This window comes from Streptomyces sp. NPDC050625 (genome assembly GCF_040654755.1).
Lineage (GTDB): Bacteria > Actinomycetota > Actinomycetes > Streptomycetales > Streptomycetaceae > Streptomyces.
On the sequence record NZ_JBFAIQ010000024.1, the window covers coordinates 71,259 to 92,656 of the forward strand.

Here is a 21,398-nt window from a genome sequence, read left to right on the forward strand (position 1 = left end):
GTGAGCATCCAAGACATCATCGAGGGCAAGAAGCAATGGCGGGCGCACATGGCTCGGGTCAAGGCTCTCCCGCCGGACTACCAGATCGTCTACAAGGAGATGCAGAGGTACCTGTTCAAGGTCGGACCGATCAGCCTGCCTGACGGGCCCCTGCTCCCCGGGATCGTCGACTTCTTCGAGGAGGGCGTCGCCGCAGGCAAGGGCGTCTTGGAACTAATCGGCACCGACGTCGCCGCGTTCTGCGACGACCTGGTCAAGGACTCCCCTACCTACGCGGATGTCTACCAGGCATCCATCAGCGCGGAACCCGGCGCGGACGAGAAGTGACGCCCGCCGCCCCATGCCGGCGGGCGTAGCCCGCCCGAGCAGGAGATTGTCGAGCTGCGGGCCGCCGCCGCGGGCGAGCTGATGCGCGGGCGAGACGACGCTGATCACGTCCGCGGACCCGGAGACGGCGCAGCGCATCTTCGGCGAGCGCTGAGCGCCAGAAAAGAGGGGGGAGTCGTGCAGGCAGGGACCGTGCTGGACGGCCGCTACCGGTTGATCCAACCGATCGGTTTGGGCGGCTTCGGTCAGGTCTGGAAGGCGCACGATCCCCAGGTCGGCCGGCAGGTGGCGGTCAAGGTCCTCGCCGGCGACGGCAGCGCGGACCACGATCGGCAGGTAGCCCCGTTTCGCCCGCGAGGCCGCGGTCGCCGGCGGGCTGTCCCACCCGAACATCGTCACCGTGCACGACTTCGGCTCCGCGATGCACGACGGGCGCCTGCACGCCGACCTGGTGATGCAGCTCCTGCTCGGCAAGTCGCTCAGCGCTGTCCTCGAGTCCGGGCGGCTTCCCTTGTCGAAGGCCATGTACACGGCGGCCTGCGTCGCCGACGCCCTGGAGGCCGCACAAGGCGGGCCTGACCCCCGGGACATCAAGCCGTCCAGCATCGTCGTCGCGGACGACGGCGAGGCAACGGTCGTCGACTTCGGCATCACCAAGAGCAGCGACGCCCGACACGACATCACCACCAGATGGTCACCGGGCAACGACCCTTCACCGGCACCTCCTGGCACCTGGTCGAACCGCGATCGGCCACGAGCGACAGCTGGCTTCTTCCACGAGAACGGACAGCACTTCGACCGCGTTTCGAGGCACTCGGCCACCGCAGCCGGGACGGAATGTTCAGGAAGGCGCGCCGGCCAGGACTTCCACCTTGCCGGTGTCGAGCGAGTAATAGGCGCCGACCACGGCTAGGGCGCCCTTTCCCACGAGGGGGGCGAGGTCCTGGTTGGAACGCAGATCGGTAGCGGTCAACTTGACCTGGGCACGGGCCATGGTCTCGACCGGGTCGGTGCCGCCTTCCTGGGCGGCCTGATCGTATGCCGGCTGCAGAGCCTTGACGATCGCCTGCAGGTTGCCGGGCAGCGGTTTGCCGTCACGAAGGGACTTGTACGCCGCCTTGACGGCGCCGCAGCGCTGATGCCCGAGGACCACGACGAGCGGGGTGCCACTGGTCATGGGCCCGTACTCGACGGAACCGGTCACCACCGGGCCGACCGTCGCCCCGCCCGTACGCATCACGTAAAGATCACCCAGCCCGGTGTCGAAGAGGAGTTCAGGCGGCACCCGGGAGTCGATGCACGAGAGGATCGCCCCAAACGGCTCTTGCTCCTGGGCCACGAGCTGACGCCGGTTCGGGTCCCGGTCGGGGTGTCGAAGGTCTCCGCTCACCCAGCGCTCGTTGCCTTCCATCAGTCTCGTGAACGCCCCGGAGGGTGTGGTCGGGCGCGGGCTCGGCGAAGCGCTGGCCGCCGCCGGGGAGGCTCTCGTTGATGAGCACCCTGAGAGCGCGGCGGTGGCGCCCGCAAGTCCGCCGGCGAGCAGTGCTCTACGGACCAGACGTCCTGCGCTGTCCATCGGTCGTTCCCCTCGGCCGCTCAGACACGTCCCTGCGTCTTGACCAGGGCAATTGTTCAGCGTGGTGTGGGTGGCATGGAGCAGGCGCAAGGGGGCGGGCGTTACGTTGCCACAGATAGCCCAAAGACCGGCTCGGGCGGCGGCGAGAGCGTCTGAGCCGAGACCCCGCCCTGCCCGAATGGAGTGCCGACGGCCCTGGCCAGAGACGTCGGCCGCTGGGATGACGGATCGCTATTCGGAAGTCTGCGCGAGTTCGAGGTGCAGGCGCCGGGTCCACGGGTGGTCTTCGCTGAACACGCGCACGAATACGGGCAGTAGTCGAGCGAGTTCTGCGGCCCCGGCTGACGCGTCCCGGTGATGACGCGTCAGCCGGGCGACGTGGAAGGCGTTGAGGAGGGAGTGGGGGTGCTCCCCGCCCAGCACGCGGGTGCGGTCCTGGAGGAGATCGGTGAAGAGGCGGAGCGCCTCGTGTGGATCGCCCTTCGCATCGGTCCAGTAGGCGATGTTGTGCCGTACCGCGAGGGTGTGGCGATGGTGGGGGCCGTTGATCCGCAGCACGTCGGCCAGCAGCATCTGGAAATGGTGCAGTGCGGCTAGGCGATCCCCGCGGACGGCGATCCAGTAGGCGGTGTTGTGGCGGGAGACGAGGGTTTCCGGGTGGTCTGCACCCAGCAGCTGTTCGGTGTCGTGGCGCAGCTCCCGGTACTGCCGAACCGCATCCCCGGGTTCGCCCGACTCGCCGGTCCAGCGGGCGAGGTCGTCTCGCAGGACCCGCATCACCCGGTCCTGGTCGGTGTAAAGGCTCGCGTAGACATCCATCAGCCGCAGCGACAGTTGCCTCGCGTGCGGGGCCCGCCCACACACGCCCGTCCAGTAAGCCACGCCATGACGGACACCGAGCGTAAAGGGAGAGTCGTCGGACAACTGGTCCTGGCAGTCCGCCTCCAGCCGGACGAACAGTTCCAGCGCGGCGGACGCGTTGCCCCCAGCTCCGATCCGCGAGGCCAGCTGACGCCGCTCCCGAAGCTCCTGAAGGGCCCGGTCGGGGGCGAGTGCCAGGGTGGCGGACCGAGGAGACATCAAGGCCTCACCGGGATGCCAAGGGTCGGCGACTGCGACGGTAGTCCTGGTCAGGGTCATCACTCCCCCGCGGCCTTCCGGCTCGGAAGGGCCGGATGCGGCCGCGCTGAGCCGGCGTCCGGCACGTGCCGTGCCCGTGGCCAGGACCGTCAGCGGGTGGCTTGCACCCAGTGCCGCCTGTGAGCGCTCCGCCGCCCGGTCGAGCTGGCGCGCGGCTTCGGCCAGCTGTTCCTCGGACCGCTGGGCTCGCGCGGACTCCAAGCCGGCGTGGGCCTGGTTCGTGAGTGCGGTGACCGCCACGGGATGCGAGGCGCCCAGCACGTTCGCCGCCTCGACAGCCGTGGTCCGCATACGTTCGACACAGACCGCCATGCGGCGCTGATCGCCGGCCCGCCGGGCCGACTCGAACTCAGCGCAGACCAGGTTGACCCGGGCGACGACGGTCTGCGGATGCGCAGCCCCGAGGGCCGCCGCCGCGCGGCAGACGACGATGTTCAGGACATTGGTGAGCTCCCGCAGCCGTCGGGGATCCGGGTCTCTCAGGGCCTCCTCGAAAGCGAGGACGGCCCGACCGGTGAGGGCGGCCAGAGAAGCGGCCGAGTCGTCGTCAGGCGGATCTACGGCACGTACGGCTGCTTCCGCCTCGCCAACCGACGCCGCTCCGGCCCCGGCTCGGGCCAAAGCGAGGTCGACGCTGTCCAGCAGTGCGACGATGTCCCGGGTAGCTGCGGAATCCTGGCCGACGAGGAGGCCACGCGCCTGGACGACCGCACTGTGCGCCTCGGCGAGGTGGGCGGCTCTGATCTCCACTGCAGCGAGATTGGCGCAGGCACGTGCGCGCAGCAGCGGTTGCGACTCGGGTGCCTGCTCAACCACGGCTTGGAGCAGGGTCCGGGCGGGCTCCCATGCGCCGATGGAAGTGAGGCTCACCGCCAGGTGGTTGAGCGCGGTGGAGGTGGAGTGGGGGGCGGAATTCGTGTATGTGGCGAGGGCGGAGGCAACGGTCCGCAGAAGGCGTACTGCATCCTCGTGCCGTCCCAGCCGCGCCAGGAGCGCCGCCAGGTAGCAGACCCGATCCACCGCCTCCGGGGAGGCGGAGCCGGAGGCCTGAGACAGTTGTGCCTGGGTGAGCGGCGGCTCGTTCTTGCCGGAGGCCGCGGCCAGGACCTGCCGTTCAGCCTGCGCCACGGCCTGGTCGAGAGCGCCTGTCATGCCGTACCCCCACGCAGCGCGACCTCGATCACACTCTTTGCCACGTGCACCTGCAACTCGGACACGTTCGACGGGTCGATGAGGCCCTGGGCGGACCACTCCTTGATCGCCGCGAGCAGCGAGTGGCCGGTGGCGACGGCTCCGTCGACACCGGGTGCGGCACCGTCGACACCGGGTGCGGCACCGGCGGCTCCGGTCACTTCGGTGAGCGTGGCCGCAGGTGAAGAGACGGCGGTACTGGGGGAAGGACTGCTGCCCACGGTGGCTGCCACGGTGGGCTTGGCACCAGCCGCCACGGGGCCTCGCGCGAGGATGCCCTCCTCGCGCGCCTCCAGAACGCGCAGCAGGTGGCCGGTCCGGAATTGAGCGAAGCGGGTGATTGCCTCACGGATCGTGGCTGCGAACAGCACATTGGCGTATCGGTCCGGGTTTGCTCGGTCGGGATACTGCTCAACGAGGATGCCGAGGACGGCGAGTTCCTTGCCGGGGGTAGTGCGTTCGACCGGGCTTCCCGAGTAGCCGGAGTAGTCCCCCAGCAGCTGCTCGGTCTGGAGCTGCACCGCCTCGATACGGCCGCCGCCCTCCGTGTCGTATGGCACCGAAGCGTGGTTCACCTGCCCGCTCAACTGCGGATCGGTGTACGAGGGCTGGTACAGCCCGTTCCACGGATCGCCAGGCACCGGCAGGTCCGGGAACGGCACGGTCGGCGGCACCAGTTCGGGCTGCAGCACCTGGACCAGCGCCAGATCGGCGGCTGCTACCCGCTGGCATACCCGGCCGTCGACCGCGTGCCCGTCGGCGAACACCGCACGGACCAGGTCGTCGTCCGCCGCCAGCGCGCGGAGGCAGTGGTCCGCGGTCAGGAGGTAACAGGGCGCGATGAGAAACCCAGCACCCAGGGCGGTCGGGCCCTGCCACAGATCGACGGCGTAGTCCCGGCCGGGCACGCGCGCGCCTCAGCCTCTGTCCACGGTGAGCGTCACCTCGAAGGATGCCTCCGCGGACGCCTTGGACAAGATGACGCCGGCCTCCGCGGCGAGTGTCACCCCGAAGACCACCTGCACGCTGCTGACTCGCCATCCGTTGCGCGGCTCGATCTCGGCCAGCGAGTCCTGGGCGATGGCGGACGCCGAGACGATGGCCTCGCGCAGCTCGGCCGAGCGCTCCGCCAGTGGCACGGTCCGGCGGGCCGCCCGGGCGGCTATCTGCCGTCGTCCCTGGCCGTCCAGTTCGACCGTCTCGACCCGTACCACCGCATCCGTCATCTAGCCCCCCGGCCTGGTTCTTCAGCAGCGCTCCTAGAGTAGCCAGGGCCGGCCTTCCCGGTGACATTTTCTAGGCTGCCAGAGCCGGCAGCTCCTGCCTCTTCTCGTCCTGCCCAGCGTTCAGGCGGAGTTCAGGCGGCGGCGGGTCCGGGCCCGTAGGAGAAGCGCCGTACCGGCTGCTGAGGCGAGGAGCATGCCGCCCCCGGTCCAGGCCACCACCGCGATGCGAGATGTCCGGAGGATTGCGCCACCGCCTGTGTGGAGCAGGTGCCCGCTCGTGCGGCGGGGGCGTGAAGGTGATGTACCCGTCTGATCCCTCGTCGGCGTTGTCTGTGATTGGGATGCGGCTGGCGGCTTTGAAGGTCCGCACGTCCCAGGGCGACTGGGGCCACGTGTCGCTTGCTGCCCAGCGTTCTTCTCGGTCCCGTGCCGCCCACCGGCCTCGGGGCGTCCGAGGCGTCCGTCGGGGCGGTGTGGGCAGCGGTGTACACGGCCAGGAGCCTGCTGGTGGCGCCCAGTGGGTCGGCGGCCAGGGTGGCGTTGGGGGGTGGTCCCGGACGTGCCGACGTGGCGGCCAGTGACGGGCCCGAGCCCGAGGGGTGCAGACGCCCTCTGCTGGGTGTTCGTCACGGCCGGCCATCTGGCTCCGTCCCGGACGCGACGGACTGCTCGATCCATCCGAACGGTCCAGTGGACCCTGAACCGCCTGAAGGGCGAGGGGCACTGCCTGTCCGCAAGGGCACACGAGCGATCCAGCAGCTGCCAGCCTCGCCGGACGGGACCCGGCCGGCCGGAACACCGGACCTGCCATGTCCGGCAGGCCGGTCTGGGCGCCGAGCGGCCGGGACACAACAGTGAAACTGCCGGGACGTGTCTGGTAGAACCGGCGCCGCACGCGTGGCGTCATGAGTGTCACACGGCCAATGAGTCGCTCCGCGCAGCAGAAGGGCAACCGCGTTGTCAGCTCCACTCATACTCCGGCGAGTACTCCCCGCCACCGCACTCGCCTGCATCGCGGCGATCGCCACCGGCTGCAGCGCGGGCTCGGCCGGCTCCTCCTCCGGTGGCACCGCCGCAGCGGCGGTTTCCGACGCACCGGCTACGACGACGCCTGGCGCACCGGCTACGACGACGCCTGGCGCACCGGCTACTTCGGGCGCACCGGCTACGACTGCGCCTGCCGCGGCGGCCACAGCTCGGGCCAGCGGTGCGGGCACCGGCACCGAGGCGCCGACCGGCACCACGCACAGGGGTACCGCCGCCTGCCCAACCCGCTATCTGAAGGCCAGACCGGGTGTCAGCCAGGGCGCCGCCGGCAGCGTCTACCAGGTGATCGACTTCACCAACATCTCCAAGACCTCCTGCACCCTGTACGGCTACCCCGGGGTGTCGCTCGCCGGGGGCAGCCCCGTCAGTCAGATCGGCCCGGCCGCCACCCGCAACACCACCACACCCCCCACGCTGGTGACGCTGGCGCCGGGGGCCACCGGCAACGCGCTGCTACGGATCACAAACGCCGGCAACTACCCCGCGGAGCAGTGCCACCCGACTGCCGCGCAATACCTGCAGGTCTACCCGCCGGGTCAGACAACCCCGATCTACGTCGCCTACAGCTCGACTGCCTGCGCCGGGACGGTCGGCATCCTGAGCGTCGGCTCCGTCCAGCCAGGCGCGGGGAGCGCGTCGTAGCAACGCCGATCCGGACCCCGACACCCGGCGGTGCGCAACGACATCACCGTCCTACTGCGCGCCTCGGAGACCGGACGGCCGATCACCGGCCCTTGATCAGAAGGTGGGCAACCTCCAGGCACAGCCGAGTGACATCGCCGAGACGATGGACCGCAATCAGGCGCAGATCGTCGAGCTGCTGACGCAGTTGGCCGGCCGGGATCCCAACGTCGGCTGAACCTGCCCGCTTGAGCGGCTGTGGCCCCGAACACCTGCGTGTTCGGGGCCACAGCCGTATACGTACTAGGTGTGCTGTTCGGGCACGTTGGTGACGGCACTGTGCTCTTGCATGGGTGAAGGCCTTCTGGATTCGGTGGGGATTGCGACATCGTCCGCCGATCTGCAGGAGGCCCTCATGTGCCACCGTAATGCCCCGCTGACGCCGACCGGCAGACTGCGTCTGGCTGGTGTGTGGTCGAGGACGGCTGGCCGTTACGGCGGGCGGCTGAGCGGTTCCAGGTCAGCCACACCACCGCCAAACGGTGGGCCGACCGCTACCGCCTGCTGGGATGGGCCGGCATGTATGACCGCTCCAGCCGCCCGCATCACTCACCCTAAGAACACCTGGCGTGAGACCTGCCGCCAGCTGGGCATCAGCCCGCGCTGGACCAGGCCCTGGCGGCCGCAGACCAACGGCAAAGTCGAACGCTTCCACCGCGCCCTGCTCGACGAGTGGGCCTACCAGCAGCCCTACACCTCAGAAACCCAACGCCAAGCAGCGTTTCCTGACTGGCTGGACTGGTACAACTACCATCGACCCCACACCGGAATCAGCGACTCGCTCCCGGTGGTGACGGAGCGGCGCTGGTGTCTTCGTTGCCGTCCGTGCACACGCGCGCTGGTGTGGCCTACGCACGGCTGCTGGCACACATTTCGGAAGTCTCGGGGGTCAGGTGTGCGGCACGCTGACCGCTGTCGTCACCAGTCCCTGCTGGACGGCCCATCGGCCCTCGAAGAAGTCGAGCCGCCGGTCACCCACCGACGGGCCGGGGACGAGGAGCCGGGCGCGGAAGCGGCCGCTGTGCTGCCCGTTGGGGTTGGCGACGACGTTGATGTCGGCCTCGGTGAAGTCCAGCCACTTGCCGGTGAGGGGGTACCACGCCTTGTAGACGGACTCCTTGGCGCTGAACAGGAGCCGGTCCCAGTGGACGTCCGGATGGTCGAGGGCCAGGCGGCGCAGCCGCTCTGCCTCCGTGGGCAGGGAGACCGCCTCCAGGATGCCGTCCGGGAGCGGCTGGTGGGGTTCGGCGTCGATGCCGAGTGACGCCAGGTCGGCGGCGCGGACCAGGGAGGCGGCACAGTAGCCGTCGCAGTGGGTCATGCTGCCGACCAGCCCGTCCGGCCAGGCGGGTGCGCCGCGCTCGCCGGGCAGGATCGGCTGCGGCGGCACGCCGAGCTTCTCCATGGCGCGGCGGGCGCAGGAGCGTACGACGGCGAACTCGCGGCGACGCTTGGCGACCGCCTGGGCGAGGAGCGCCTCCTCCTCGGGGTACAGGGCCGTGTTCCCGGGCTCGTCGTCGCCGTACGCTTCGACGCTGACCACGCACTCCGGCAGCAGTTCCTCGATCAACGGGCCTGTCCTCCCTGGGCAGATTGCGGCACAGCTGTCGCGGCGGTTGCGGATATCCGCGCCACTCGCGCGGATATTCGACCGACACCTCCTCGAAGTGGATTCCTTTGCGCCAGGGGCGACCACAGTCAGTCACTAGCCGGGTGTTGACCACCGCATTGGGACGCTGAGCGGACCGTACCAGCCGAACAGACATGCGGCGGCACAGCTTCCTGACGGTCAGCGCCCTACGACCGCATGAGGACCAGGACGGCTGGCGCGCACCCCACCCCGCGCCCAGTAGCCCGGGGGCTGCGGGCACCGGCGCGGGGTCCTCCCGCCCCGTCGCTTCGGTAGCTTCAGTCGCTTGCGGCCTGTGTATCCGCTGGGGCAGCGACTGAAGAAAAGCGACTCAGCGACTGTTCGGTCGCTGCTTGAGGAGCTGAAGAAACCGCAGGGCAGGGGCATTTTCGGAGGGTTGTAGCGACTGAAGCGACTCAAGGTCCGGGTAGGTGAAGCATGCATGCATGCATGCGTGTGTGCTTCATATGTAGAAGCCTTCAGTCGTTTCAGTCGCTGCCCGCAGCCTTCGGTCGCTGTTTCGGTCGCTGCCGGGCCGGGCAACCGCCCCGAAAGCCTCACTTGCCCCGGTCGTTCCATGACCTGAGTGGAGCCGTTGACAGGCTGTGTCCAACGTTGCTCGCTGATCACCGTGCGTGGCACCGGACTCGACGTGTCACCGAGGTTTACGGGGCCGGCGACAGGACGTCGAAGAGGACGCCCGCCCCCGCCGCCGGACCCGACGCTCCGACACGGATGGAACCCTGTACGCGGGCCTGCTATTCATCTGCTGGGTCCGGCAGCGAGCGGTGGGGCGGCTTGCTCTCAGTGCTCGGCAATCTCCCGTCTCGCGCTGACATCCCGGTCCGGCAGGATGAGGAGATGTCGTCGGTGCTCGGTGAGCACCTTGAGGAATCCGGGTTCGGCCTGCAGGACGTACCCGTGCATGTCGGTCCCGCCCCGCAGTTCGATCCGTTCCAGCGGAACCCATGGTGTCCTTACCGTCGCCGCGCCGAACAGCATGGCCGCAGCGGCCAGCAGCCCGAGGTGCCGAGCGGCCCAGACCGCGGCCCACATCAGTCTTCCGCCCGCCTGGATGCTGTGGGCGATGACCAGCATCAGCCCACCGACGGCGGCTACGAGCAGGAGCAGCCACCACCGGTGGAAGGTGTTGATGTACGCGACGACAGCGACGAGCGAGACCAGCAGTGCCATCGCGCCCGTCAGGCCGGGCTGCTCGGGCCGCTGCCCCTGTGCCGGCGCATGGCCCTTGGCTTTCTGTATGGTCCGAACCTCCATGAGCAGCCGGAGGACGGCGATCGGCGCCAGGAGCGTGAGGAACAGTAGCGAGGCGAGCGAGTCGGCCATCACGGTGCCGAGAACAAGGCCGATGGCGTCCTTCGGATCGACAGTGTGCAGGACCGCGAAAGCGGTATGCCAGTCGTAGCCGGACACCGCGAACAGCCGCAGTACGAGAAAGACGAACGCGGCGGTGGTCACTGTGAGTCCGGTGCCACGCCCGTCCTTTTCCGCTTGGCCGGATGTCATGCGCTGCCGAGTCCGTCCTGGGCGAGGGCATGGGCATCAACGGGTCGGGACGCCGCCGGCGTTTGGCCCCGGGGCTTTCCTCGCAGCGGGATCTCCTTGACCAGGAGCGCGGCGGCGAAGGCGACTGTGCACAGGCCCGCGGCGAGCGTGAAGATGTGCTGGGTGCCGGAGGCGACGGCCCGCAGGTAGGCGTCCTTGGCCGGACCAGGCAGCCCGGCCAGGGCGGAGGCGCTGATCCGCGTCGCCTCACCGGGGTCGGTGGTTGCGGGCAGGTGGCCGGCCGTCGCGTGGGAGAACAGGGAGCCGAAGACCGCGACGCCGAGGGAACCGCCGATGGTACGGAAGAGGGTGACACCGGCGGAGGCGGCACCCATGTCGCGCATCTCGACGCTGTTCTGCGCGATGGTCGTCGTCACCTGCAGCAGGAGGCCGAGGCCTATGCCCACCAGTGTCATATAGACGCCGGCCACGGCACGGGAGGTGCCGGTGTCCATGGTGGCGAGCAGGGCGGTGCCGGCGGTGAGAAAGCCGGAGCCCACGACCGGGAAGACCTTGTACTTGCCGGTGCGCGACATGACCTTGCCGGCGACGACGGAGACCAGGGCGATCGGGACCATCATCGGCATCAGCAGCAGGCCGGAGTTGGTGGCCGAGGCGCCTTGGACGCTCTGCTGGAACAGTGGCAGGTAGAGAGTGTTGCCGAGCATGACCGCTCCGGCTCCGAAGAGCATCAGGGAGCTGAGGACGAAGTTGCGGTCCCGAAAGACGCGCGGCGGAAGGACCGGTTCGGCGGCCCGCTTCTGCGAGACGACGAAACCCCCCAGAGCGATGGTTGCGACCAGGAACAGGGACAGGATCTGCCAGGAGCACCAGGGGTACTTGCTGCCAGCCCAGGTGGTCGCCAGCACCAGCGCGACGATGGTCGTGGTCATCAGGGCGATGCCCGGCCAGTCGATCCTGGCCTTGGCCCGGGTGGCAGGCAGCTTCAGCAGCGCCGCGCACCAGACCAGGGCGGTCAGACCGAGCGGGATGTTGATGTAGAAGGCCCAGTGCCAGCCCAGGTGATCGGCGATCACTCCGCCCAGCAGCGGGCCGCCGACGGTGCCGACGGCGACGAGCGCCGAGTTCATGCCCTGGTAGCGGCCCCGCTCGCGCGGCGGCACCAGGGTGCCGATCAGTGCGAACGCGAGCGTCGCGATGCCGCCGGCGCCCAGGCCCTGGACGGCCCGGAAGCCGATGAGTTGGGGCATCGAGCGCGCGCTCCCGCACAAGACCGAGCCCGTCAGGAAGACGCCGATGGACGCGAGGAAGACGTGCTTGCGACCGAAGAGATCGCCGAACTTTCCCCAGACCGGGGTGGAGGCGGCGGTGGCCAGGGTGTACGCAGTGACCACCCACGACATGTGGGCCATGCCGCCCAGGTCACCGACGATCGTCGGCATCGAGGTGCCCACGATGGCGTTGTCGAGCATTGCCAGCAGCATCGCCAGCATGACACCGAGCATTGTGGACCGGATGTGCTTCGGCGATGCGGCGGGTTCGCCTGCCGGAGGCATTGGCGGGTTGGTGGACATGGCCTACCACTCCTTCGCGGGGTGGTTGAGGAAGTCGTAGCGGAAGCTCGTCCGCTCTTGCCCCGCCAGAGAAGCACAATCGGATTCAAAAGTGCAACCGCTAGCCTTACGCAGTCGGTTGCGTCAACGGCTAGACTGGCGGGCATGACCGAGACGACGGGACGCCGCGAGCGCAAGAAGGCCCAGACCCGCAAGGCGCTGGCGGACGCCGCCATGCAGTTGTTCACCGAGCGCGGCTACGACCGGGTCGGCGTGAGGGACGTGGCCGAAAGGGCGGATGTGGCCGTGACCACCCTCTTCAAGCACTTCCCGAGCAAGGAGGCCCTCGTCTTCGACGACGACGAGGGCCGGGAAGCCGCCCTGGTCACAGCCGTACGCGACCGCGGGCCCGGCCAGTCGGTCCTCGTCGCCCTTCGCAAGCACCTTCAGGACACGCGCATGGAGTTCCGCGACGACAGCCCGGAATTCACCGCCCTGCGGAGGCTGGTGGACGAGACACCTGCCCTGCAGGAGTACATGCACCGCATGTGGCTGCGGCACCAGGCCGCCCTTGCCGCGGCGATCGCCGACGCCAGCGGCGTTCCCGAGGACGATGTGCGCGTCGCCGCACTGGCGCGCTTCGTCATGGAAAGCCCCGCTCTGGTCCGCGGGCACGACGATCCTCGGCGTGCTCTGGAGCAGATCTTCGACCTGCTCGAACGCGGCTGGCGGGACGGCTCACGCTGAGGTCTTCGCGCCCGGTCCACCGTCCCGGGCCTGCTCGCCGAGAGACGCCCGTAGCGCCTGCTCCAGCCACAGGTGGTCCTCCTCCCGGGCGGGGAGCGGCTGGTGGCCTCTGACGAGGGACAGCAGCAGCCGGAAGCGGCGGGTGTCCGCCGCGAGCCCTGCCCGCAGAGCCGCCAGGACATCCGTCCTGTCGGCGTCGTGGAACAGTTCGGCCAGCACGGCCCGGGCTTCCGGGCCGGCCGGCTCCACGCCTCGCGCCCGGGCCTCGCCCACGACCTGCACGACCTGCCTGGTGAACCAGATGGAACTGCCGGGCCGGCCAGGGGCGTTCAGTTCGAGCATCGTCCGCGTACGCGTGCGGAATTCCGGGTCCTGAAGGAGCTCGGCCAGCTCCAGCCAGGCGTTCACCTGCTCGGCGGACGGGTCGTCGGGCAGCTCCAGGGGTGAGCGCCTAAGACGCCGATCGAGGTCGTGGGCCCCCTTCAGTCCGCCGGACACTTCCCTCATGAAGTCCTCGGTGATCCTTCGGCGTTCGTCGGTCGAAAGCCGTGCCAGCTTGTTCACCATTGCCGTCTCCTCGGCGGTGGATCCGCGGTCGGCGATCACCGACAGAACCGCCCGGTTCACCACGAGGGCACGCATCTGTGCGTCCACCGCGGCGATATGCTTTGCAGCCACCTGTGCGACCGTCATCTCGCCACGCAGGACCCGCCGCACCTCCTCCAGGCTCAGCCCCAGTTGCTGAAGGCTGCGCACGAGGTCGAGCCGGACGACCGCGTCGCCTCCGTACAGGCGGTAGCCGCCCGCCGAACGCCGTCGCGGGGCGAGCACGCCGATGTCCGACCAGTAACGGATCCTGCGTACGTTGACGGCCGTCCGGCGGGCGAGCTGCCCGATGGTGAGCAGGGGTTCGTCGTCGTTGATCACCCCTGAACTGTGCACCTTCCCACCACTGGAGACTCAAGCGGCTTTTCCCCGGCGCAGGGCGGCCGAGCCTTGCGCCCCAGGTTGTTCCTCCCTGCACATCTGTGATGTAATGCATGTGTATATCTTTTGCTATGCATTTAGCGGACCCGCAGGGCCGGATGGATGCCGCAGGGTCCCCTTCTCGATCGTCAGGAGGCCGCATGACTGCTTGTCGCGTGGACGTGCACGCCCACTACTTCGGCGGAAGCGTGGCCGAGTTCACGAAAGCGTCCGGGCGGCCGGCGTCCCGTCCTCGGCAGCGGCCCTGGACACCTGAAGAAACGCTGGCCGCGATGGACCGCCACCGGGTGGCCACGCAGATCCTCTCCGTACCGTTCATGCCCACCTCTCGCGGACACAAGGAGGACTTCGCGCAGAAACTGAGCCGCCGTATGAACGAAGAGTGCGCGGAGCTGATCGAACGTCACCCCGGACGGTTCGGCGCCTTCGCGACCCTCCCCGGGGACAACCCTGAGCTCATGCTCGAGGAAATCGCCTACGCCCTGGATACCCTGCACCTGGACGGCATCGGCCTGACGTCCAACGTCGCCGGTCATTACCTCGGCTCACCGCTGCTCGAACCGGTGCTGGCCGAGCTGAACCGCCGCCGGACCCCCGTCTTCATCCACCCCACCCACTGCGCCCACGCCGCAGAACTCGCCCTGGGCCGGCATCCCTCGGTGATCGAGTTCCCCTTCGACACCGCCCGCAACATCACCAACGCCATTTACAGCGGAGTGTTCCTGCGCCACCCGGACCTCCGGCTGATCCTTCCGCACCTGGGCGGGCCACTGCCCGCGCTCGCCTGGCGCATCGCCGAGTGCACCACCCTCCCCGGCCCCCACGACGCCTCCATCACTCCGGAACACGTCAGCCGGGTGCTGCGCGGCCTGTACTACGACACCGCCATGGCCGGCGGCCCTCACTCCATGCTGCCCGCCCTCCAGGTCACCGGCATCGATCACATCCTCTTCGGCACCGATGCCGCCGCCGCCCCGCAGCCCACGATCGACCGTGCGGTCGAACAGCTCACCAACACCCTTGCCGGAAGCGACCTGGAGGCCGTCGAGCACGGCAACGCCCTCCGGATCTTCCCCCGCTTGTCCGAACCGGTATCCGCGTGTCTCATCGGTGACTGAGCAATGAGGGGACACGTAGACCTGAACAGCGACCGAAGCGACTGAAGGCTTCTGCTCTTGGAAAGCGCACACGCGCACAGGAGTGGCTTCATATATGACAGTCTTGAGTCGCTTCAGTCGCTGAGTCGCTCCGTGAGCGCCCCTGAACTGCGGTTTTGCGCTGACACCGGACAGCGACTGAAGATCCGCCCAGTCGCTCTACTTCAGTCACCGCCCAGTCGGTGTGGGCGTGGGCCCAGGAGACGATGCGGCCCATCCTGTGTCGCGCGGAGACCGAAGACCGGGTCACGAGTTCGTCGTGCTGCCACGGCCGGAGTTCGACACCGCGGTGCGCGAGCTGCTGGCCTGGGCTCGGGCAGCAGAGGCCCCCGCTGTGACAGCCGCCGAGCAGAACGCGGTTCAGATGGTGTCGGCGATCCAGTCGGCGATGAAACCGGTGGCCGCGGGCATGTTGTCGGCACTGACGTGTTCCACTCCGCCTTCGCGCGAACCGAACCACTTCAGCTCGCGCTTGGGACTGTTCATGGCGGTCTCGTACTGGGCGACGGCGTACTCGCGGGGAATCTGCCGGTCGTTCGCACCGTGGGTGATCAGGAACGGTACCGTGATGCGTTCGGTGACACCGACGAGACTCATGCTCGGGGCGAAGGCCATGAACTCCTCAAGGGTGTCCTTGCCGAAGACCCATTGGACGTGGTCCCAGTAGTGGGGGACAGGCCGGTCGCCCTCCCGGGCCAGACGGCGCTTTTGGAGTTCACCCCAGTTGTAGTTGGCGCCCCAGGCGACGCAGAGACCGAAGCGCTTTTCGAAGGCGGCGGCACGCGGGGCGTAGTAACCGCCCAGCGACCAGGCCATGACGCCGATGCGGGCCGGGTCGACGTCGTCACGCGTTTCGAGCCAGTCGACGCACGCGGACGACCAGTGTTCGCTGTCGTGCCGTCCGGTCAGGTCGCGCAGCCGGAGCGCCTCGCCGCTGCCGGGGTGGTCGACGATGAGAGTGGAGATGCCGCGGCGGGCCAGTTCGTGGGCGATGCCTGAGCCGTAGATCATCTCCTTGGTGCTGTCCAGGCCGTTGTAGTGGACCATGCAGGGCGCCCCGCCGGCGTCCACTTCTTCGGCCTGGACGAACAGAGCGGGCAGGCTGGTGTCCTCGTAGGGGATCTCGACCCTGACGCAGTTCTGCCGGCCGAGACGGATGCCCTTCTCGAAGGAGTCGAGCATCTTCCGGTAGGCGTCCCGGCGGGGTGCGTAGTGGCGGCTCTGCAACCTCTCGGCCGTGAGGTAGTACACCGAGGCCCGGTAGTACCGGGCGCCCGCCGTGAGCGGGTGACCGGCGGCCTCGTCCTCCTGCGCCAGGGACACCAGGCGGTCGGCCAGAGCCGTCCAGGACTTGAAGAACAGCTCCGTGCCGGAGTCCTCGCCCTTGCGGGAAGCCTCCAGGACCGGCGCGCAGGCTTCGGCGACCTCGGCGATGTGCGCCCCGGTGTTCAGCGCGATGTTGACGGACAGGTTCCAGACGTAGTTGTCGGGGAAGATCTCGAACACGGGTGCTCCTTACAGTGGGCTCAGACCGAGCTGGGCGGCGGCTTGCTCGGTGTCGGCCACCGGGCGGTCCAGCGCACGTGCGAGGTGCACGGCGCGGCTGACCAGCGGGGTGTTGCCGGGGGCCAGTTCCCCTTTACGAAGATGGAGGCTGTCCTCCAGACCGGCGCGGGCGTTTCCGCCGAGGGCGAGGCCTATCGCGGTCAGCCGGAGATTGGCCCGGCCGATCGCGATCACCTGCCAGGCGGCGCCCTCGGGGAGCCGGTCGACCATCGTCATGAGGTTCTGCGGGGTGGCCGCCATGCCGCCGCGTACGCCGAGCACGATGCTGAACTGCAGTGGCTCGGCGAGCAGTCCCTCGTCGAGGAGGCGCAGGCAGGCGTCGAGGTGACCGGTGTCGTAGATCTCCAGTTCCGGCTTCACGCCGAGGTCACGCATCCGCCCGGCCAGACGGCGGACCGCGGTCGGCGGGTTGTGGAACTCCCCGTCGCCAAAGCTCATCGAGCACGGGTTCAGGGTGGCCATCCGGGGCCTCAGCTCGACCAGCGCCTCGCGCTCCTCGAAGGGAACGCTCAGCCCGACGCCGGTGGAGAGCTGAATGAGGACGGGGCAGCGTTCACCGATCAGGTCCATGGTGCGGCGGGCGATGTCCGGGTCCGCCGTCGGCCGGTGCTGCTCGTCGCGCAAATGGATGTGAGCGATGGAGGCCCCGGCCTCATATGCCTCGGTGACCGCGGCGGCGATCTCCTCCGGCTGTGTGGGCAGCGCCGGATTGTCCGCTTTGGTGGCGATCGGGCCGGTCGGTGCGACGGTGATGATGGCGGTCATGATGGCTCCGATCGGTCTCAGGCCAGGCAGGTGAGAGGGCGACCGCCGTTGTAGGCGACCATGTCGGTGAGCGCGGCGCCCACGTCGATGGTCCGGCCGAGCGGGCCGCCCTCCAACTCGGCATACGCGCGGTGCAGGTTGCCGACGATGCGTTCGGGGTCGAGGAGGTCTCGGTAGGCACCGAGGTCCAGTTCACGAGCCGTTTCCAGGGGCGACAGCCCCGCGGCGCGTCCATCGCGGGCGGCGATCTGCACGAAGCGCAGGTAGCCGAGGGTGTCGTCGATGAGTCCGGGGCCGGCGACGGCGCCGTGCCCGCAGACGATGGTGGTCGCTCCCAGCGGTTTGACGACCTCCTCCAGCACCTGGACGGCACCGGCCACCGAGCCCTGGACGAGGAACGGGGTGCCGCCGTTGAACAGCAGGTCACCGCTGAAGAGCAGCCCGCGTTCGGGCAGCCAGACGATCGAGTCGTTCGTCGTGTGGGCGGCCACGCCGACATGGCGTATGTCGGCACGCAGGTCGTCGCTCCACAAGGTCACCGAGTCGGTGTAGGTGAGGAACGGTGGTTCCAGGACGACGTCACCCCAGTCGACCTCCGTCCAGTATGGCGCCGACTTCGGCAGGCCCCAGTCGCGGATGGCCGCGCGGGTGGCCTCGTGCCCGACGATGGTGGCGCCGTCGAAGAGATGGTTGCCGAAGGTGTGGTCACCGTGGTGATGGGTGTTGATCAGCGTCCGCACCGGCTGCGGGGTGACGGTGGCGATGGCATCCAGGTAGGCCCGGGTGCGGCGGATCGTGGAGCAGGCGTCCACGCTGATCACTCCGCGCCGGCTGACGAGAAAGCCGGTGTTGTTGATCCACCAGCTCCCGTCGGGCTGTATGTAGGCGAAAACGCCCTCGCCGACCTCCTCGAGCCGGGGTGGGGCGAGACGGCTGACATCGTGATGGACGGTACTCACTTGGGCTCCTGACGCGCGGGGAGGGGTGGTCTGCTCAGATCGGCGAGCGGGTCCACAGCCCCTTGTCGGGCTCGTTGAACATCGCCGGGATCATCGCGTCGGTGATCAGCCCGGCGGTGCCCCACTGATCGGCCGCCTCGGCCGTGGCCTCGAACCGGCGCGGTACCCACTCCCCGTCCTCGGGGATCTTCTCCAACTCGGTCGTGTACTCCACGACGTTGCCGTTGGGGTCGAGGAAGTAGGTGAAGGTGTTGTCGCCGGCGCCGTGCCGGCCGGGCCCCCACAGCGGCTTGTTGCCGTGGCGGATCAGCCGGCCGGAGCCGCGCATGTACTCGTCGATGCCGCGCATCTCGAAGGAGATGTGGTTGAGCGCCACATGCGGGCCGGAGTGGATGGCCAGGATGTGGTGGTCGACCCGGGTGCGCATGAAGCACATCTGGTCCTCCAGCCAGTCCGACAGCCTGAATCCCAGGTGCTGTTCGTAGAACGCCTTGGTGTTCATGATGTCCGTGCTGTTGATCACCACGTGGCTGAGCTGCTGGGGGATCGACTCACCCGGTTCCAGCGGCCGGGCGGCACGCTGCGCCACATCGCTGGAGACTTCGATGAGGCGGCCCTCGGGATCGAAGAAGCGGAAGCCGTAACCGCCGCCGGGGGAGTCCAGCCCGGCCGGTTCGCGTTCGATGAGGACGCCGGCGGCGATGAGCTGCTCGGCCAGGGCGTCGACGGAGGCGGCACTCTCGGCGCCGAAGGCGATGAGGTCCAGACGCTTTTCCGCAGCACGCCGCACCCGCAGGATGTACTGCTCCGGGCTGGCCTGCGCGGCGAAGAAGGAGACGTCCCTGTCATCGGCGATCGGTGCAAGGCCCCACACTCCGCGGTTGAACTCCACCGCCGGCTCGTAGTCCGGCACGGCGATCGCCACGTATCGCAGATGGGTGATCGGAGAGCGTGTGGTCGTGGAGAGGTTCATGTCGGCTGCTCCAGCGTGTGACGTGCGCCTCGCCTCCATGCGGGCGCAGCGCGAACGCTACGCAGACCGCTTTCAATACCGGAAATGATTGATAGTGATAACTTGGATCAATCACAGTGATTCATGTTCCGCGACCGCGTCGATTCACAGCTCCGCGGCGAGCTCCGCGATCTGCTCCCGCAGCCAGGCGTAGGCGGGGTCGTCGGTGTGTCGCGGACTCCAGAACAGCGCCTCGCTGATGGGTCGCAGCGGCACGGGCGCCTCGAGGATCCTCAAGCGGGTCTGTCCGGCGACGTGACGGGCCAGCCGCTCGTGCACGAGCGATACGAAGGGGGTGCCGCTCACCAGGAAGGGGACGACGACGAAGCTCTGCGTGCTCATCTCCACCTTCCGGGGGATCCCGAGGGAGTCGAGCTGGGCGTCGGCGATCGACGGCAACGGGCCGCCACTGTAGGCGACGTAGGGCAGCCGGCTGAACTCCTGCGCGGTGAGCGCGGAGCCGACCGCGTCATTGTCCGGGTCGGTCACCAGGACATAGCGGTCGTTGAAGAGATGACGGTGCGGAAAGGTGAACCGGGACCCCGCCAGTTCCGTCGGCAGCACCAGCAGATCGACCCTGCCCGCGTGCAGCTGCTCGGCGAAGTCGCTCAGCACCGGCACGACGTTCACCCGCTGCAACGGCGCTTCTTGCGCCAGGCGGGCCACCAGGGGCCGCAGGAGGATGAGGGTCACGTAGTCACTGGCCATGATCGTGAACGTCCGGCGGTCCGCCAGCGGGTCGAAACCCCGCGGCCGGCCGAACACCGCCTCGGCCGCCGTCACCGCCTCGCGGACCAGCGGGACGAGGGAAAGGGCCAGGGGAGTGGGGACCAGGGTCCGGCCCTCGCGGACCAGCAGCGGATCGCCGAAGTGCTTGCGCAGCCGTGCCAGCGACGCGCTCATCGCGGGCTGGCCCACGGACATGCGCTCGGCCGCCCGGGTCACGTTGCGCTCGCCGAGCAGGGCGTCCAGGGCCAGCAGGAGATTCAGGTCCACTCCACCGAGGCTCATACTCCGCCTTCTTCCCGATAGAGCATCGATACCATCGATCACAGATATCGATAGTAATCGCTTTGAACATTGTGATACGTGCCATACCGTCACCGTCGTTCGACGGCAGCGACGTGAGGTGGTGGCCATGCAGGTCAGACGGGTTCTGCTCATCGGGGCGGGTATAGGCGGGCTCGGTGCCGCTACTGCCCTGGCCCGGCGCGGAGTTGACGTGGACGTCGTGGAACTGCGTCCCGACTCCGGTGTCCTGGGCGTGGGGATCAACCAACCCGCCAATTCCCTTCGGGCCTTGCGCACGCTCGGCGTACTGGACGAGGTGCTCGCGGCGGGCTTCCCGTTCGACCGCACCACCTTCTACGACTGGCAGGGCTCTCTGATCGTCGACTGTCCATCCGTCCTCGGCGGTGACGTGCCCGCCAACACCGCCCTGTCCCGGCGCGATCTGCACAGAATCCTGACGGGCGCGGCCGAACGAGCGGGCGCCAAGGTCACCTACGGCACGACCGCGCGGGACATCGAGGACACCGGCGACCGGGTGCACGTCACTCTCACCGACGGCAAGACGGAGACGTACGACCTCGTCATCGGCTTCGACGGGCTGGGTTCACCGCTGCGGCGACGGCTCTTCGGCACCGGGTACGAGCCTGTGTTCACGGGCTATTCGGTGTGGCGCCTGATGATGCCCCGGCCGGCGGAGGTCGCCTGCACGATGGTCTTCCAGGGCGACGGTACGAAGGCCGGGGTCATCCCGCTGAGCCGGGACAGCATGTACCTCCTGCATGTCACCGCCGAGCCCGGCAATCCCCACATGCCCCCCGAGCGAAGGGCCGGCCTGCTCACCGAACGTCTCGCGGGCTACGGCGGGCTCGTCGGTGAACTGCGCGAATGCGTCAGCGACTCCGACACCATCAGCTACAGCCCCCTCAGCGAAGTCCTGCTGCCCTCACCCTGGTTCAGGAAACGGACCATCGTGCTCGGCGACGCCGCCCACGCCTGCGCGCCCCACCTCACTCAGGGCGCCGGAATGGCGCTCGAGGACGCCGTCGTGCTCGCCGAGGAACTCGCCGTCCCCGACCGCGCGGTCGAGGCGTCACTGGAAGCCTTCATGCAGCGCCGCTACAACCGGGTCAAGCTCGTTCAGGACGTGTCCCACCAGATCCTCTTCAGCGAGATGGCCATCACGGCGGCGGATCTGCCCGGTGCCGCCGCGCACATGCGCGAAGCGCTGCCCGGGCAGCTCAAGGAGGTCGAGGGACTGCTCAACCAGCCCTGCTGACCGAGGAGCGAGGGCCCGTC

At 68.8% G+C, this 21,398-nt stretch carries 19 protein-coding genes and 1 pseudogene; 7 read left to right on the plus strand and 13 right to left on the minus strand.

The features are described 5' to 3' along the window. Complete coding sequence (locus AB0I54_RS36305) at positions 1-327, plus strand: DUF1048 domain-containing protein (RefSeq protein WP_363300526.1); 327 nt, start codon at positions 1-3, stop codon at positions 325-327. Positions 328-727: 400 nt separating this feature from the next. Next, positions 728-1,240 carry a hypothetical protein gene (locus tag AB0I54_RS36310; protein WP_363300527.1) on the plus strand — a complete coding sequence of 171 codons (513 nt, stop codon included), beginning with the start codon at positions 728-730 and terminating at the stop codon, positions 1,238-1,240. On the opposite strand, the gene AB0I54_RS36315 is transcribed toward AB0I54_RS36310, so the two are convergent. The 4 genes from AB0I54_RS36315 to AB0I54_RS36330 all read right to left on the minus strand — a co-directional run bounded on the left by AB0I54_RS36315 (position 1,169) and on the right by AB0I54_RS36330 (position 5,460). Continuing rightward, entirely contained in the window at positions 1,169-1,717 is a 549-nt protein-coding gene (locus AB0I54_RS36315) for a carbonic anhydrase (RefSeq protein WP_363300528.1), read from the minus strand. The genes AB0I54_RS36310 and AB0I54_RS36315 overlap by 72 nt on opposite strands. 417 nt (positions 1,718-2,134) lie before the next feature. Next, a complete protein-coding gene (locus AB0I54_RS36320) occupies positions 2,135-4,195 on the minus strand; it encodes a tetratricopeptide repeat protein (protein ID WP_363300529.1) in 2,061 nt (686 codons plus the stop codon). Continuing rightward, positions 4,192-5,142 carry a serine protease gene (locus AB0I54_RS36325; protein ID WP_363300530.1) on the minus strand — a complete coding sequence of 317 codons (951 nt, stop codon included), beginning with the start codon at positions 5,140-5,142 and terminating at the stop codon, positions 4,192-4,194. The genes AB0I54_RS36320 and AB0I54_RS36325 overlap by 4 nt, the downstream gene beginning before the upstream one ends. Positions 5,143-5,151: 9 nt before the next feature. After that, the gene (locus AB0I54_RS36330; protein ID WP_363300531.1) at positions 5,152-5,460 is read right to left on the minus strand and encodes a CU044_2847 family protein; all 309 of its coding nucleotides are present in this window, start codon (positions 5,458-5,460) and stop codon (positions 5,152-5,154) included. Positions 5,461-6,417: 957 nt separating this feature from the next. On the opposite strand from AB0I54_RS36330, the gene AB0I54_RS36335 reads away from it, so the two are divergent. Together AB0I54_RS36335 and AB0I54_RS36340 are read left to right on the plus strand one after the other, a co-directional pair. Further along, a complete protein-coding gene (locus tag AB0I54_RS36335) occupies positions 6,418-7,149 on the plus strand; it encodes a DUF4232 domain-containing protein (RefSeq protein ID WP_363300532.1) in 732 nt (243 codons plus the stop codon). Between the two features lie 394 nt (positions 7,150-7,543). Then, a pseudogene (locus AB0I54_RS36340) lies at positions 7,544-7,960 on the plus strand (integrase core domain-containing protein); the annotation flags it as partial. A gap of 117 nt (positions 7,961-8,077) precedes the next feature. Here AB0I54_RS36340 and AB0I54_RS36345 read toward each other — a convergent pair. The 3 genes from AB0I54_RS36345 to AB0I54_RS36355 all read right to left on the minus strand — a co-directional run bounded on the left by AB0I54_RS36345 (position 8,078) and on the right by AB0I54_RS36355 (position 11,919). After that, positions 8,078-8,758, minus strand: coding sequence for a 4'-phosphopantetheinyl transferase superfamily protein (locus AB0I54_RS36345; protein ID WP_363300533.1), 681 nt, complete (start codon positions 8,756-8,758; stop codon positions 8,078-8,080). A gap of 864 nt (positions 8,759-9,622) precedes the next feature. Continuing rightward, positions 9,623-10,345 (minus strand): hypothetical protein, encoded by a 723-nt coding sequence (locus tag AB0I54_RS36350; protein ID WP_363300534.1) that lies wholly within the window; start codon positions 10,343-10,345, stop codon positions 9,623-9,625. Then, the gene (locus AB0I54_RS36355; RefSeq protein WP_363300535.1) at positions 10,342-11,919 is read right to left on the minus strand and encodes an MDR family MFS transporter; all 1,578 of its coding nucleotides are present in this window, start codon (positions 11,917-11,919) and stop codon (positions 10,342-10,344) included. The genes AB0I54_RS36350 and AB0I54_RS36355 overlap by 4 nt, the downstream gene beginning before the upstream one ends. Positions 11,920-12,063: 144 nt before the next feature. Here AB0I54_RS36355 and AB0I54_RS36360 point away from each other — a divergent pair, with 144 nt between their 5' ends. After that, positions 12,064-12,645: a helix-turn-helix domain-containing protein gene (locus AB0I54_RS36360; protein ID WP_363300536.1), complete on the plus strand. Its 582-nt coding sequence runs from the start codon at positions 12,064-12,066 to the stop codon at positions 12,643-12,645. Here AB0I54_RS36360 and AB0I54_RS36365 read toward each other — a convergent pair. After that, complete coding sequence (locus AB0I54_RS36365; RefSeq protein ID WP_363300537.1) at positions 12,637-13,572, minus strand: MerR family transcriptional regulator; 936 nt, start codon at positions 13,570-13,572, stop codon at positions 12,637-12,639. The two genes, AB0I54_RS36360 and AB0I54_RS36365, sit on opposite strands and share 9 nt — an antisense overlap. Positions 13,573-13,772: 200 nt before the next feature. Here AB0I54_RS36365 and AB0I54_RS36370 point away from each other — a divergent pair, with 200 nt between their 5' ends. Beyond that, on the plus strand, positions 13,773-14,750 hold the full coding sequence (locus tag AB0I54_RS36370; protein WP_363300538.1) for an amidohydrolase family protein: 978 nt from the start codon (positions 13,773-13,775) through the stop codon (positions 14,748-14,750). 399 nt (positions 14,751-15,149) lie between these two features. Here the strand turns inward: AB0I54_RS36370 and AB0I54_RS36375 are convergent, their stop codons facing one another. From AB0I54_RS36375 to AB0I54_RS36395, 5 genes are all read right to left on the minus strand, one after another. After that, the gene (locus tag AB0I54_RS36375) at positions 15,150-16,295 is read right to left on the minus strand and encodes an alpha/beta fold hydrolase (RefSeq protein WP_363300539.1); all 1,146 of its coding nucleotides are present in this window, start codon (positions 16,293-16,295) and stop codon (positions 15,150-15,152) included. A 9-nt stretch (positions 16,296-16,304) separates the two neighbouring features. Beyond that, positions 16,305-17,120 (minus strand): 3-keto-5-aminohexanoate cleavage protein, encoded by an 816-nt coding sequence (locus AB0I54_RS36380; protein WP_363300540.1) that lies wholly within the window; start codon positions 17,118-17,120, stop codon positions 16,305-16,307. Between the two features lie 17 nt (positions 17,121-17,137). Further along, positions 17,138-18,079: an MBL fold metallo-hydrolase gene (locus tag AB0I54_RS36385; RefSeq protein ID WP_363300541.1), complete on the minus strand. Its 942-nt coding sequence runs from the start codon at positions 18,077-18,079 to the stop codon at positions 17,138-17,140. 34 nt (positions 18,080-18,113) lie between these two features. Beyond that, positions 18,114-19,052, minus strand: coding sequence for a VOC family protein (locus AB0I54_RS36390; protein ID WP_363300542.1), 939 nt, complete (start codon positions 19,050-19,052; stop codon positions 18,114-18,116). A gap of 144 nt (positions 19,053-19,196) precedes the next feature. Continuing rightward, entirely contained in the window at positions 19,197-20,102 is a 906-nt protein-coding gene (locus tag AB0I54_RS36395) for a LysR family transcriptional regulator (protein ID WP_363300543.1), read from the minus strand. A 127-nt stretch (positions 20,103-20,229) separates the two neighbouring features. Here AB0I54_RS36395 and AB0I54_RS36400 point away from each other — a divergent pair, with 127 nt between their 5' ends. Continuing rightward, complete coding sequence (locus AB0I54_RS36400; RefSeq protein ID WP_363300544.1) at positions 20,230-21,378, plus strand: FAD-dependent monooxygenase; 1,149 nt, start codon at positions 20,230-20,232, stop codon at positions 21,376-21,378. The last annotated feature ends 20 nt before the right edge of the window (positions 21,379-21,398 follow it).

Excerpts from the sequence above, each read along its gene's own strand:
- AB0I54_RS36320 (WP_363300529.1), bottom strand. The coding sequence starts at position 4,195 with ATGACAGGCGCTCTCGACCAGGCCGTGGCGCAGGCTGAACGGCAGGTC.
- AB0I54_RS36330 (WP_363300531.1), bottom strand. The coding sequence starts at position 5,460 with ATGACGGATGCGGTGGTACGGGTCGAGACGGTCGAACTGGACGGCCAG.
- AB0I54_RS36350 (WP_363300534.1), bottom strand. The coding sequence starts at position 10,345 with ATGACATCCGGCCAAGCGGAAAAGGACGGGCGTGGCACCGGACTCACA.
- AB0I54_RS36355 (WP_363300535.1), bottom strand. The coding sequence starts at position 11,919 with ATGTCCACCAACCCGCCAATGCCTCCGGCAGGCGAACCCGCCGCATCG.
- AB0I54_RS36360 (WP_363300536.1), top strand. The coding sequence starts at position 12,064 with ATGACCGAGACGACGGGACGCCGCGAGCGCAAGAAGGCCCAGACCCGC.
- AB0I54_RS36370 (WP_363300538.1), top strand. The coding sequence starts at position 13,773 with ATGACTGCTTGTCGCGTGGACGTGCACGCCCACTACTTCGGCGGAAGC.
- AB0I54_RS36380 (WP_363300540.1), bottom strand. The coding sequence starts at position 17,120 with ATGACCGCCATCATCACCGTCGCACCGACCGGCCCGATCGCCACCAAA.
- AB0I54_RS36390 (WP_363300542.1), bottom strand. The coding sequence starts at position 19,052 with ATGAACCTCTCCACGACCACACGCTCTCCGATCACCCATCTGCGATAC.
- AB0I54_RS36395 (WP_363300543.1), bottom strand. The coding sequence starts at position 20,102 with ATGAGCCTCGGTGGAGTGGACCTGAATCTCCTGCTGGCCCTGGACGCC.
- AB0I54_RS36400 (WP_363300544.1), top strand. The coding sequence starts at position 20,230 with ATGCAGGTCAGACGGGTTCTGCTCATCGGGGCGGGTATAGGCGGGCTC.